A 13043-nucleotide genomic window follows, 5' to 3' on the forward strand; every position below is an offset into this window, starting at 1 on the left:
ACAGAAGAATTGTATGTGAAAATTAATGATTTAATAACACCACATTTCCTATGTCACTGCAAATTTATAATATTCAAGATAATGTTACTCTATTCATTAGAAATAATTATAATTAAAAAGGCAATCTTGTAATAGATTGCCTCAATTTTAAATAAATACTTCTTATTTTTTTATTTATTAATCTCTTAAAACGTAATAATAAGTACCATCACTGTTCATCAAAAGGTCAGCTTTTTGTGCAATTTGTTCTAAATCCACATCATGCACGTCTCCATTATGATAGTGGATTAATCTGAAATCATCAGCACTGTAAACATAAACTTCTGATACAAGTGTACTTTCTTCATGAAGTGCATTAAATTCTTCATGATTGTTCAAACCCCAATCCAATTCAGTAAGCGTAGTTTCTAAACTGCTTAGGTATTGGGGACCTAGTGACTCTAAAACTGAATACTCCACTTGTGAATATTCTTCTTCATTAATTTTTTTAATTTCTTCTGTTTGAGCGAAAACAAAGGCAGAAGCAAAGCCAATTAAGAGTGCAAGGAGGAATGTCTTTCTCATGATGATAGTTTTTTCGGTGATGAATTAGAATACAGTATTAAACGTTGTTCTATAGGTTAGAGATGTTTATAGGTTGTGACTTAAACGTAATATTTTATTCCTTTTTCTATATTTTTAAAATATGTTAATTTTACGAAAAAGTCAAATTTAAAGTGTAGTATTTACATTTTATTGATAACTATCATCTTATGCGGCTGTTTTTAACGATTTATTTGCAATCCTCCTGAATGTAAAGCAATGATTTTTTGATCTTTTTTGAAATATCCTGTTTGGAGAAGGTCCATTACACCATAAAGCATTTTACCTGTATAAATACGCTCTAGTTCAATGTTATATTTTTGATGAAATTGATCAATAAATGCCATTAATTCAGGCTTTTTCTTGGCGTATCCACCAAAATGATAGTCGGTATTGAGTATCCATTGAGGGAAAGAAGAAGTGTCTAGTCCTTCTAAAAACTCATTGATATCATCATATAAAAATGCTCCACCTTTTAAAGCTGGAAAACCAATAACATTTACATCAGACCTTAATGAAGCAATTAGTCCCGCTAAAGTACCTCCTGTACCACAAGCTGCACAAACATAATCTCCTGCTTCAAGCACTTCATTCAATTCCTCTCCCAATTCACCAACACCTTTTAAAGCAAGAGTATTAGAACCACCCATAGGTGCCATGTAGAATTCCCCTAATTGTTCTCTTAATTTAGGAATATGTTCTTTATAATTTCGAAAAGAAGTACGATCAAGGTAGGTCAGTTCCATGCCTTGTTTGGTTGCAAAATCAAGCGTTGGGTTTAATGGTAAATGTTCTTCACCTCTAATCACACCAACGGTATCTAACCCATATAATTTTCCAGCGGCAGCAAAAGCATGAATATGACTGGAATAGGCCCCTCCAAAAGTGAGAATCTTCTGATAGCCATCTGCCTTGGCTTGAAGTAAATTGTATTTTAGTTTTCTCCATTTATTTCCTGAAACTTCAGGGTGGGTAAGATCATCTCTTTTAACAAAAAAACGAACTCCATTTTCAGAAAAAATAGAGTCCGTTAGTTCTTGCAAAGGAGTATTTTCGATCGGTAATTCGAAAGTTTCCATGCTTTATTATAATTATGCTTTTACTTTTTCAATCACAAAGTTGTGGTTGGTGTAAATACAGATATCAGCGGCAATACTAAGTCCTTCACGAACCATATCTTCAGCAGACATATCGCTCGCATGTTTTTTAAGTGCTAAAGCAGCTGATTGAGCATACATACTACCAGAACCAATTGCAGCAATATCATGATCAGGTTCAATTACATCACCTGTACCAGAAATGATCAATACATCATTGATATCTGCTACAATCATCATCGCTTCTAATTTTCTAAGGTATCTGTCCATACGCCAATCTTTTGCTAAGTCAATTGCCGCACGTTTCATGTTACCGTTGAAAGCATTTAATTTTTCTTCAAAACGCTCCATCAAAGTAAAAGCATCTGCTGTAGAACCTGCAAAACCACAAACGATTTTACCTCCCATTAATGTTCTTACCTTTTTTACGTTACTTTTTGCTACTGTATTTCCGAAAGTAGCTTGTCCGTCAGCGCCAAGTGCTACTTCACCATCTTTTTTGATGGCAAGGACGGTTGTTGATCTAAACTTTTCCATATATCTTTTTTGGTATGTACTAAAATCAAAAATTTGAAATAAGAAATTCTGTTTTGGTACTTCGTCTCAACCAATAAACGACCCATGAATGGAATCCTCGACAAATTGTCAGTATTGGGTAGATTGATCGGTTTATTTTCTTATGAAGTTATATAAATCTGACGAATTTGTCATATTATAAGTGAATATCATTCTAACTCTCGATTTTCTGAGCTATTTTCATAACCAAATAATCAAAATAAGAAGAAAACCATTTTATGCTATACAAAATTAAACGATCTGTATCGGTGCTTTTTGTAGTGGGTGCTTTGAATGCCTGTAAAACCACACAACCTACAGCTCAGGAAAACGGAAACCTAACAGAAGTTACCCCAGCCATTCCATTAGCTCCAGCAGCACCAATTAAAGACGAGAAATTAGTACCAGATTGGGTTGCGAAAAAAGGGCCTTATAACCCATCTTTCAGTACCGCTTTTGATTTACTACACACACAATTAAAAGTGAGTTTTGATTGGGAAAAACAAAGAATGTCTGGAGACGCCGTGTTGACATTGCAACCTCATTTCTATACCCAAAATGAAGTCGTCCTTGATGCAAAGAATTTTGATATACATAAAGTAGAGTTAACGGATAAGAAGCAAAATGTATTACAGGAGTTAGATTATAGTTATGATAGTCTTCAACTGACCATTGCTTTAGATAAAGATTATACAAGAAAAGATATTTTTGGTTTACATATCTCTTATACTGCTAAGCCAAATGAAAGGCAGACTTCAGGCAGTGAAGCCATCACAAGTGATAAGGGATTGTATTTTATCAACCCATTGGGTGATGAAATCGGAAAACCACAGCAGATTTGGACGCAAGGTGAAACAAGTGCCAACTCTTGTTGGTTCCCAACTTTTGATCACCCTAATGTGAAAATGAAGCAAGATATCTACATGACGGTTCAAGATAAATATGTATCACTATCAAATGGTCGTTTAGTATCTCAAAAGAAAAATTCAGACGGTACAAGAACAGATCATTGGAAGCAGGATCAACCGCATTCTGTTTATCTAACAATGATGGCGGTAGGTGATTACGCAGTAGTAAAAGATGAGTGGAGAGGGAAAGAAGTCAGCTATTATGTAGAGCCTGAATATGAAAAATACGCAAGAACCATCTTTGGTAATACACCTGAGATGTTGGAGTTCTTCTCCAATAAATTTCAGTACGAGTATCCGTGGGATAAATATTCTCAAATCATTATCCGTGATTTTGTAAGTGGAGCGATGGAAAATACTTCAGCTTCTACTTTTATGGAAGCTGTACAAGTAGATGATAGAGAAAAGTTAGATCAGGATTGGGATTTTATTATTGCACATGAACTTTTCCATCATTGGTTTGGTGATTTAGTAACTAATGAATCATGGGCTAATTTACCTTTAAATGAGGCGTGGGCCAATTACAGTGAGTATTTATGGAGAGAATATAAACAAGGTAAGGATGAGGCTGATTTCGCTTTACAATCTGAATTAGAAAGTTATTTAGCAGAATCAGAAACAAAACAAGAACCACTCATTCGTTATCATTACTTAAATAAAGAAGATATGTTTGATAGTCACTCTTACGCCAAGGGTGGTTACACATTAAACTTATTGAGAAATACAATTGGTGATGATGCCTTTTTTGAAGGTGCAGCTCTTTATTTAAAAAATAATGCTTTTAAGGCGGCGGAAATTGCACATTTAAGAATTGCATTTGAAGAGGTGACGGGCCAGGATTTGAATTGGTTCTTTGATCAGTGGTTTATGAAGGCAGGGCACCCTGATATTCTTGTAATGGAAAAATTTAGCGGAAATACTTTAGAATTGACAGTACAACAACGTCAAGACCCTGAGTATACGCCAGTTTATCGTATTCCAACAAAAGTTCAATTCTTATGGAAAGACGGTAAAAAAGAGGATAGAAAAATTGTTTTGAATAAAGATCAACAATCTTTCTCATTTATGTTTGATTCGAAACCTGACTTAGTCATTTTTGATCCCGCTCATATTATCCCAGGTGTTATTTCACATACCAAAAGTATTGATGCTTATTTAATTCAAGCAAAATATGCTGAAAATGTAATGCATAGAGTAGAGGCATTGGAAAATTTAGGAAATTCAATTATTGCTGATCCTTCATTGGTGGTTGTCCTAAACTCTTATTTGAAAGATCCATTTTGGGGAATCAGAGAGACAACAGCTGGGCTTTTTGAGGGATATCAAGGTACTGGTGATTTAACAGAGACGAAGAGTATTTTGAAAAATATTGTAGTGAATGATCCTAATTCATCAGTACGAGCAACGGCATTGAGTACATTAAGTACAATCAGTGAAGACTTTATTCCAATTGCTAAACAGGCAATGAATGATAGTTCTTATATGGTAGTAGCTACGGCTTTGTATGCAGTATCAGAAATTGAAGGACCTAGTATAGTTCCAACAGTGGAAAAATTTGAAGAAGCTAGAAATCCAAATATCGTTTTTGTTTCCTCTATGATATATGGTCAGTTTGGTACAAAAGGAAAACTGGGTTGGTATGATCAAAAATTAGCAGAGATGAATGATCAATTCCGTCAGTATATGTTTAGAACAATGACAGGTTATATCATTACGCTGGAGACTGAAGAAGAGAAGAAACAAGCTACTGATATCATCTTGAAATATGCAACAAATAATGGTGCAAGCACAGACACTAAAGTAGCGGCTTATCAAGCTATCAGCCCGATATTGGAAGATGAAAATATTAGCAAAAAAGTAAGTGAAGCACTTTCAAAGGAAAAAGATCAAAAAGTCTTGGAGTCTTTGAAAATGCAAGGGTATTAGACATTTTTAATGAATAATTAAAAGGAGAGGGAAGAAGTGTAACGTGAAACACTCTTCCCTCTTTCTTTTACTACTGATTTTAAATTGACACTAGATACTTAGTAATCTAAAAGATCTAAATGATATCTTTTAATGATTTTTTTCAATAGCTCCCCATACAAAGGTGAAGTAGCATAACCGACACCACCATATTTTGTAGAACCAATCATATCAGCCCATGATGCATAATCTCTTCCTTGAGCAAAAAGTGGAGCGTATCTTTTTTGTTTATTGAGAAAGAGAGAATGTGCTCTGAACGACTCCCAGGGTGATTTATACTCTGCAAAAGAGTCTTTTACCACACATTTATAAAGCACTTTACCATTACGTTTCACTTTTTGAGAAGAAACAATAATGCCTTTGTTTCTTTTAAATTCCTCTTTTGTATAATATTCAGTAGTGGTAATAGGAGTGGTTTTCCTTGATTTATCTTTCACACCAAAGTAATTGTTACCGATTACCCTTTTCCCATACCCTGTTTCCAATGCGGCTTGAGCCAATGTGATAGAGGCAGGAACATGATACTTTGCTTGCTCCATTAGGGCTGTTTCAATCTTCTTCAATGGTGAAGTTGAGGTAAAAAACTCATATACATGAGGAGGAGCTTGCATCTGATCCAAAACATATTGTTTAAAAAGATTAGAAATTTTTGAATTGAGCTCTATCAAAGACTCATTTTTCAGTTGATCCACTCTGGTCACTTTCTCAGCAATAAGATAATCTGTGACTAATAACTGACGTTCAATTTGAAAGCGATCCAGAGCGGAGGCAACACTGTTTAATTTCTGTTCTTTGTATTGATCAGAAATGTTTTGGGCGGTTTTAACAGGAATGATTGTGGTTCCGGCGTGATTGACTTCTTCTATATTGATTCCAAAGTCTTCTATAAACTCATCCATTGTAGGTTCATTGTTACCATAGTGGTATTGGATGGGTGCTTGAACAAAAATGACTTTTTCTTCAGGACTCGAAAACAATTGGATAACCAAAAGTGTCACCATTAAGGCGATCGTTGTCAGAAGGAGTTTTGGGTTAATGATAAAAGTATACACATTACCGCGGTAACGTAGATACAGATTGTTAGGAAATTTGATTCCTATGGAAACGTTATTACTTGAAACAGCTAATTCCGATTGATTTTTAAGAAAATACATGACAACAAAACTTTACCTTTGAGAAATTATAAAACTTACTTACTATCTCGACCAAATGAATTAAAAATGAACACTTGATAGTTGGAATGATTAAGGTGTCATCTTTAAATTTGATTACGATGTAAAATTAGTTTAAAAATTAAACATTGTCAATAATTTAAACATAAATATTTAAAAATATTCAAAATGGCTATTAGTTTCAATACAATGAGGGTAGGGAGAACCTATAAATTAATCAATTACGGAGAGGTGTTTATTTTTGAAACATTGTCAATTACACCTAATGATGATTATTTAATCAAAATACTTGACACCTTGGAGCAGTGTTACTTAAGTGAATTATATCAGTTTGGGAAAGGGAAAGATTTTATGATTGATGAGGTATAATATCTTGAGAATAAAAAACGCCTCTGATATTTTAAGCATCAAAGGCGTTCTTATCATTTATTATTTTCTTGGAATCCAATAATTCTCATCTACTTTAAGATCCGCTGCCATTTTTCTTGACAGCACAAAAAGGTAATCTGATAATCGGTTCAAATAACGAACAATAATGTAATCTGATAATCCATCTTCTTCGTCTAGTGCAATGGCTAATCTTTCTGCTCTTCTGCAAACAGTTCTTCCTAAATGACAGAAAGAAACTGAAGTATGACCGCCAGGGAGAACAAAATATTTCAATGGTTGAAGATCTTCTTCCATTTCATCAATGGCATTTTCAAGATACTCAATGTCTGATTCAAGCAAATCAGGTTTTTTCAATTGAGGTTTATCGGGGTCAGCTGCTAATTCAGCACCTATAGTAAATAATCGATCTTGAATTTCTTTCAAGACAGTACTTCTTGGGATATTTACATCTTGATCACGAATAAGGCCAACGTATGAATTTAATTCATCAATTGTTCCGTAAGCCTCAATTCTTGGATGAGACTTTTTGACTCTTTTCCCTCCAAATAACGAAGTTTCTCCTTTGTCTCCAGTTTTAGTATATACTTTCATGATCATACTTTTGTAATATTTTGATTGATTTCATCTTTCTCCACTAATCCATCTCTTAATCTGATGACCCTATGAGCATAATTGGCAATATCTTCTTCGTGAGTTACCATGATAATGGTGTTTCCTTTTTGATGTAATTCATCAAAAATGGCCATGATCTCATAAGAAGTTTTAGTGTCGAGTGCACCTGTAGGTTCATCAGCAAGAATAATACTTGGTCTGTTCACTAGTGCTCTAGCAATAGCTACTCTTTGTCTTTGTCCACCAGAAAGCTCATTTGGTTTATGGGAGACTCTATTTCCTAACCCTACAGCATCCAAAGAAGCCTGAGCTCTTTCAAGTCGTTCTTCTTTTCCAACGCCTGCATAAACCAGAGGCAGGGCTACATTATCTAGAATAGTAGATCGAGGAAGTAAGTTAAACGATTGGAATACAAAGCCAATTTCTTTATTTCTAACCGATGCAAGTTCGTTTTCAGTCATATCACTGACATCTTGATTACTCAACCAGTATTGACCTTCGCTTGGCGTGTCTAAGCACCCAATAATGTTCATTAAAGTTGACTTTCCTGAACCTGAAGGCCCCATAAAAGCAACGTACTCACCTCTTTGAATAGAAATATCGATGGTTTTTAAGGCTTTGATTACTTCATCACCCATTTGGTAAATTCGAGAGATGCCTTTTGTTTTAATTACTTCTTTTGACATAAAGTTATTCTGTTAGTGTATCCCATTGGTTTATTTTCTGATTATAATCTTCAAGAAGAGAAGCATAAAGTTGATTGACTCTTTTTACAGCTGCATCAGACAATAAATATTCTGCTTCAACTTTTTTAGAATTGGCAAAATCTTTTAGACCTAAAGAAAAACAAGTTTCCAAATAGCTATTCGTAATGATTTCAGAGTAAGGGTTAAGTTGTAAATGCTCTGATACAAATTGGAATGCTTCTTCAGTCTTTTCTTCTTTCAGTAAATTATTCGCATAATATCGGATAAATGCACTATTAAAGTATAACTGCTGTTGATCTTTTTGGTTTAAAAAGCTCGTTCCTTTAAAGATGTCACTATATAGCTTACCATCAACAGTATTTATATCTAATTGATCTACCCAAAGTGCTGTTTGTTCTAAATTTAACCCTAATAAATAATCTGCTTCAACACATTTTGATTTAGAGACATTACTAATCTCTAAATTACTTAATTGATTTATAAATGCCTTCGTTTCTTCTTTATCATTAAGTGAAATGTAATGATCAATAATCACATTAATTAAATCTTCAGCATGAATTGAGTTCTTGATGCCATCAATTTTTTGTTCGATTGAAAGTTGCTTATGATTTAAAAGAACTTGGAAATAATATTCATTTTCTTCTTCTGATCTTAATTCGCTACTGTTGAGATAGTGCTTTATAATCTCTACATCCGAAGTTTGAAGGATATTTAGTTTAAACACAAAGTCCCATAATTGATTCGTATAATTACGATTGTCTAATTGAGTAGCGGCCATGGCTAATGGATAAGCAGAGGCTTTTTGACCTAATTTAAAAGCTTGATCTAATTGATCTACTGCCAATTGGAATTGATTTTTCTCTAATGCATCCAATCCCAGTAAGAATAAATAATAGCCGTTTGTTTTTCCATATCTATCATTCAATTCCAAAAGGTTATGTCTACCACTGAAATAAGTTTTTTGATTATAATGGTTGACAAAAGAAGAAAATAATAGTTGTTCTCTGTTTTCAAGATTATGCCCAGATTTTAATTTCTCTTGAATGACAGCATCTAGATCAAAAGGTTCTTCCTTTCCAATGTTGTTGATACTATAATTATAGATATAACTGATCTGATTTCCGTTTAATACAGAATCTTTCACTAAGTCTTCAAAAAATGTGCTTGTACTATTGATTTCAGACTCATTTAAATAGGCAAGTTGATTTACAGTTTGATTTAAATCTGAAGTGCTAGAAAGTTCCTTTAGGTATTTACTTTCATCATTAATAGGCAACTTTGCTAATGCAGAAATTGCCAAATAATTACTTTCCAGTATAGGAGCATCATTCTGAGCAATTTGAATACCTTGATCTAAATAATGCAAAGCACTATCAACTTCTCCTATTCTATAAAATGCTAAACCGAGATTATTAAAGATCTCCTTAGAGTGAGGGAACTTTTCTAAACCCTTTTTGAGCGTAATAATTGATTCAAGGTAATTTTTATTTTCAATATCAATTAATGCCATCTGCACAAAGCTTTGTTGACTCCCTTCATCTTTAGATGATTTATCATAAGCTAAACGAGCCATATCTTCTCTCTTATTATCTTGAGCGATATTAGCTAACATATAGTTGGAATGAAGGTTCCAAACACTGTACATTTTTGCCATTCCATACCTTTCTTCTGCCAAATAAGTGTTTCCACTGAAATATTCAGAATCACCTAGATTATTATAATATGAAGCCCATAAATAACGGTAAGATGTAAAATTATTGATATAGAATAATCCTATAGTAATAAGCAAACCAACTCCCCATGAAGATAAGAAATCAATATTCTGAGGTTTGAAAGCAATTTTATATACAGGTAGATTCTGTTTTATGATATCATAAAAATTGTAGGAAATATAAAATAACATCAAGAAGCCAAAACCAATAAAGCAGATGGTGATCGCTTGCTCTAATGCGATGACATAAGATGTGTCAAACTGAGAAATGTGGTAGGCATATGTAGAGGAAGCAATAATACTACTTCCAAGATAAACCCAAAAAAGTACAGATTCTTCCCTAGCAATGACTCCAAAAATTTCATCTTGTTGAGTAATTAACCAAAGGCCTATTAAGGTACTAATAACAAACAGTAAAATAGGAGGGAAGTAATATAAGCCAAGATCTAAACCATGAAATACATTAAGATAAACATAGATAAGGTTGAGAAGGTAGATAATATAGAATACATAAAAATGCTTCACACTATCTCCACTTTGGCCTGTATTTTTGAAAGTAGTGATATATAAAATCCCAAATGGAATACAAAGAGCTAAGAATACTACGAATAAAAAGGTAATGATAGTGAGGCTAGAGAATGAGTAACTCAGGCTCTCTACATACCAATATTCATCTTTAGCAAATGTATTGATTAGTGAAATAATACCTCCGCTTACAAATAGATAAGTCAAGAAACGGATAAAAAGAGAGACTTTAGCATTAAAATGAAAGTAAAAACTTATACATATATATACAGTTAGAACAATTCCTGTAAAAGCTTTATCATGAATGTCCTCCAGGAAATGAAGATTTTCTAAATGTAGGGTACCAATAAGTAAAGCAAACACCCCGAATGAAATCCCGTGCCATAGCCTTGTTAAACCACTAATGCTACTCAAGAAGATTGAAAAGCCAATAATCAGTGAAATACCATAAAGTAGAACATACTCAGGCGTTAAATTCATATTTTGACCTACGAAGTGCTCTAAAATCAAAAAAGAATCTGTTTGTATACTAAATGCGGTTTTCCACTTATCAAAAGAGAAAAGAGGTGTTTTTATCGCATCAACATATCCCGAAATACTCCAACCTATTCTTTCTGAAATATTATTTATTAAGTAATAAATTAATACGGTAAGTGTTGATAACAAGGAGATTAATCCAATTGACTTGATAACAGGGCTACTTTTTTTAATCCAAAAATTCATCCGTTTGTACATTAGTTGGACCCAAAAATACAAATATTTTAAAATGTAATCATTTTAAATATAAAATTAGTGAAGTCGTGCAATCGGTTTCGTTTTTATTCTGTTTTTTATTTTATTTGTATATAATAAACGTAAGTGTAGTGCCGTTTAAAATTTTATCCTTTTTTTAAAAGATCGAATAACAGCCAAAAATTATACTAACAATTATTTTATATATTATTTTTATTAAAACCGTCTATAACCTTGGAAACATTAGAAATGTCAATAACAACAAAATTTCGTCCAGAGGATCTTGAATTAATGAAAGAAAAAGGGATCTCTCAAGAAGTAGTCGAAAAGCAACTTAATTATTTTAGAACAGGGTTTGAATTCGCAAACATTATTAGACCTGCTACGATTGGAGATGGTATAATAAAACTACAAGACAGCGAAATAGAAGCTTTCGTAAACGAGTACAACACAGCAATACAAGATAAAGATATTGTGAAATTTGTACCTGCATCTGGTGCAGCAACTCGTATGTTCAAGGCTCTTCTTGAATTTAAAAATGATTTAGAAGCGAAAGATTCATTTGCAGAACCAGATCTTGAAAAGAGTAAGGGTTTAGTAGCTGATTTCTTCAATAACATTATTCACTTCCCTCTTTACACTGAAATTTACTCAGAAGTAGCACAAAAGCTAGGTAACCTTGATGTATTAGTAGCTAACAAAGAATACAAGAAAATTCTAGAAGCCACTTTCTCAAGTAACCGATTACACTTAGCGAACCGTCCAAAAGGATTAATTGGATTCCATAAGTACAATGGAGAAGTAAGAACTCCTGTACAAGAACACATGATTGAAGGAGCAAATTATGCAAAAGACAAAAATGGTAAAGTAAATATCCACTTTACAGTATCTCCAGAACATCTTAATCAGTTCCAAGAATTGACAGATGTATATAAAGAGGTATATAATAAAAGATATGAGGCAGATTATGAGATTTCATTTTCGACTCAAAAGGCCTCTACTGATACAATCGCTGCTACAGCTAAAAACGAACCATTCAGAAAAGAAGACGGTGAACTGTTATTTAGACCAGGTGGTCACGGTGCATTGTTGGAAAACCTTAATGACATTGATGCTGATATTATCTTTATTAAGAATATTGATAATGTCACAACAGATAGATTGAAAGAGGACACTTTTAAATACAAGAAGGCATTAGCAAGTATCTTAGTAGATACACAGAAAAAAATCTTCTCATTCTTAGAAAGACACGAAGCAGGAGAATCAAGCGAGAAACTAACTTCTGAGGTAATTGAGTTCTGTATGAAGCGTCTTGGTTGGAGCTTAGGTGAAGAACTAAGTGGTTTATCGAAAGAAGAGATTGAGAAATACTTCTTCGAAAAACTTAATCGACCTATCCGTGTTTGTGGCATGGTGAAGAATGAAGGTGAGCCAGGTGGTGGCCCTTTCTGGTTAAAAGATGGTGACCATAGATCATTGCAAATCGTAGAAAGTGCTCAAATCAACTTCTCAAATCCTGTAAGAAGAGAAATTGCAAATGCAGCTACTCACTTTAATCCAGTAGATTTAGTTTGTGGTGTAAAGAATTATAAAGGCGAGAAATTCGATTTAATGGAATATCGAAACGAAAATGCTGGTTTCATTACACACAAATCAAGAGATGGCCAGGAAATCCAAGCAATTGAATTGCCTGGTTTATGGAACGGATCAATGGCATATTGGACAACTTTATTCGTGGAAGTACCAGTTTCTACATTTACTCCAGTAAAAACAGTAAATGATTTATTGAGACCAGAACATAGATAAATATTTGATTTGTAGATATTTGAATATAGAATGCATTTACTGAAAAGTAAGTGCATTTTTTTATTTACGTTTATTTTGTGCTTTTTTTTACATAACCTATTGCATTTAAAAAAACTTCTATTACCTTTGCACTCCCTTCAGCAAACGGCTGAGGAAAAAACATGATGTAAAAGAAGACTTTTGGGAGATATAATAATTTGTTTATAAGTTGATTAAAGCGATGAAAAATTAAGTTTCTAAATAAAACAAAATAAGCATTGCAAATTAAATTTCTCTTCTTA

General features: G+C 33.3%; 11 protein-coding genes. 3 read left to right on the top strand and 8 right to left on the bottom strand.

The genetic code is table 11. The features are described from left to right. Positions 1-177 precede the first annotated feature (177 nt). The 3 genes from IC221_RS25615 to hslV form a co-directional block, all read right to left on the bottom strand. Complete coding sequence (locus IC221_RS25615) at positions 178-564, bottom strand: hypothetical protein (protein ID WP_188171677.1); 387 nt, start codon at positions 562-564, stop codon at positions 178-180. A gap of 200 nt (positions 565-764) precedes the next feature. Next, positions 765-1661, bottom strand: coding sequence for a 1-aminocyclopropane-1-carboxylate deaminase/D-cysteine desulfhydrase (locus IC221_RS25620; protein WP_188171678.1), 897 nt, complete (start codon positions 1659-1661; stop codon positions 765-767). A gap of 12 nt (positions 1662-1673) precedes the next feature. Then, positions 1674-2216, bottom strand: a complete 543-nt coding sequence (gene hslV / locus IC221_RS25625; RefSeq protein WP_044211595.1) for an ATP-dependent protease subunit HslV — start codon at positions 2214-2216, stop codon at positions 1674-1676. 257 nt (positions 2217-2473) lie between these two features. Between hslV and IC221_RS25630 the strand changes: the two genes are divergently transcribed. Beyond that, positions 2474-5068 (top strand): M1 family metallopeptidase, encoded by a 2595-nt coding sequence (locus IC221_RS25630; RefSeq protein ID WP_188171679.1) that lies wholly within the window; start codon positions 2474-2476, stop codon positions 5066-5068. A 98-nt stretch (positions 5069-5166) separates the two neighbouring features. Here IC221_RS25630 and IC221_RS25635 read toward each other — a convergent pair whose 3' ends face one another. Then, positions 5167-6261, bottom strand: coding sequence for a glycoside hydrolase family 73 protein (locus IC221_RS25635; RefSeq protein WP_223241493.1), 1095 nt, complete (start codon positions 6259-6261; stop codon positions 5167-5169). 186 nt (positions 6262-6447) lie between these two features. Between IC221_RS25635 and IC221_RS25640 the strand changes: the two genes are divergently transcribed. Beyond that, on the top strand, positions 6448-6648 hold the full coding sequence (locus IC221_RS25640; protein WP_188171680.1) for a hypothetical protein: 201 nt from the start codon (positions 6448-6450) through the stop codon (positions 6646-6648). Between the two features lie 60 nt (positions 6649-6708). On the opposite strand, the gene IC221_RS25645 is transcribed toward IC221_RS25640, so the two are convergent. Genes IC221_RS25645 through IC221_RS25655 form a run of 3 tightly spaced genes read right to left on the bottom strand, consistent with a single transcriptional unit; the run spans position 6709 to position 10947 of the window. After that, positions 6709-7260, bottom strand: a complete 552-nt coding sequence (locus tag IC221_RS25645) for a cob(I)yrinic acid a,c-diamide adenosyltransferase (protein WP_188171681.1) — start codon at positions 7258-7260, stop codon at positions 6709-6711. 2 nt (positions 7261-7262) lie between these two features. Further along, complete coding sequence (locus tag IC221_RS25650; RefSeq protein WP_188171682.1) at positions 7263-7967, bottom strand: ABC transporter ATP-binding protein; 705 nt, start codon at positions 7965-7967, stop codon at positions 7263-7265. Between the two features lie 4 nt (positions 7968-7971). Further along, positions 7972-10947: a M48 family metallopeptidase gene (locus IC221_RS25655; RefSeq protein WP_188171683.1), complete on the bottom strand. Its 2976-nt coding sequence runs from the start codon at positions 10945-10947 to the stop codon at positions 7972-7974. Between the two features lie 258 nt (positions 10948-11205). Here IC221_RS25655 and IC221_RS25660 point away from each other — a divergent pair, with 258 nt between their 5' ends. Then, positions 11206-12762 (top strand): DUF4301 family protein, encoded by a 1557-nt coding sequence (locus IC221_RS25660; RefSeq protein ID WP_188171684.1) that lies wholly within the window; start codon positions 11206-11208, stop codon positions 12760-12762. Between the two features lie 70 nt (positions 12763-12832). On the opposite strand, the gene IC221_RS29645 is transcribed toward IC221_RS25660, so the two are convergent. Continuing rightward, on the bottom strand, positions 12833-13043 hold a 211-nt coding region (locus tag IC221_RS29645; RefSeq protein WP_223241494.1), incomplete at its 5' end, for a hypothetical protein.

Source organism: Flammeovirga sp. EKP202 (assembly GCF_014534745.1).
GTDB lineage: Bacteria > Bacteroidota > Bacteroidia > Cytophagales > Flammeovirgaceae > Flammeovirga.

What these genes read in the sequence shown, in the direction of transcription:
- IC221_RS25640 (WP_188171680.1), top strand. Translation starts at nt 6,448, where the DNA reads ATGGCTATTAGTTTCAATACAATGAGGGTAGGGAGAACCTATAAATTA.
- IC221_RS25620 (WP_188171678.1), bottom strand. Translation starts at nt 1,661, where the DNA reads ATGGAAACTTTCGAATTACCGATCGAAAATACTCCTTTGCAAGAACTA.
- IC221_RS25635 (WP_223241493.1), bottom strand. Translation starts at nt 6,261, where the DNA reads ATGTATTTTCTTAAAAATCAATCGGAATTAGCTGTTTCAAGTAATAAC.
- IC221_RS25655 (WP_188171683.1), bottom strand. Translation starts at nt 10,947, where the DNA reads ATGAATTTTTGGATTAAAAAAAGTAGCCCTGTTATCAAGTCAATTGGA.
- IC221_RS25615 (WP_188171677.1), bottom strand. Translation starts at nt 564, where the DNA reads ATGAGAAAGACATTCCTCCTTGCACTCTTAATTGGCTTTGCTTCTGCC.
- hslV (WP_044211595.1), bottom strand. Translation starts at nt 2,216, where the DNA reads ATGGAAAAGTTTAGATCAACAACCGTCCTTGCCATCAAAAAAGATGGT.
- IC221_RS25660 (WP_188171684.1), top strand. Translation starts at nt 11,206, where the DNA reads ATGTCAATAACAACAAAATTTCGTCCAGAGGATCTTGAATTAATGAAA.
- IC221_RS25630 (WP_188171679.1), top strand. Translation starts at nt 2,474, where the DNA reads ATGCTATACAAAATTAAACGATCTGTATCGGTGCTTTTTGTAGTGGGT.
- IC221_RS25650 (WP_188171682.1), bottom strand. Translation starts at nt 7,967, where the DNA reads ATGTCAAAAGAAGTAATTAAAACAAAAGGCATCTCTCGAATTTACCAA.
- IC221_RS25645 (WP_188171681.1), bottom strand. Translation starts at nt 7,260, where the DNA reads ATGAAAGTATATACTAAAACTGGAGACAAAGGAGAAACTTCGTTATTT.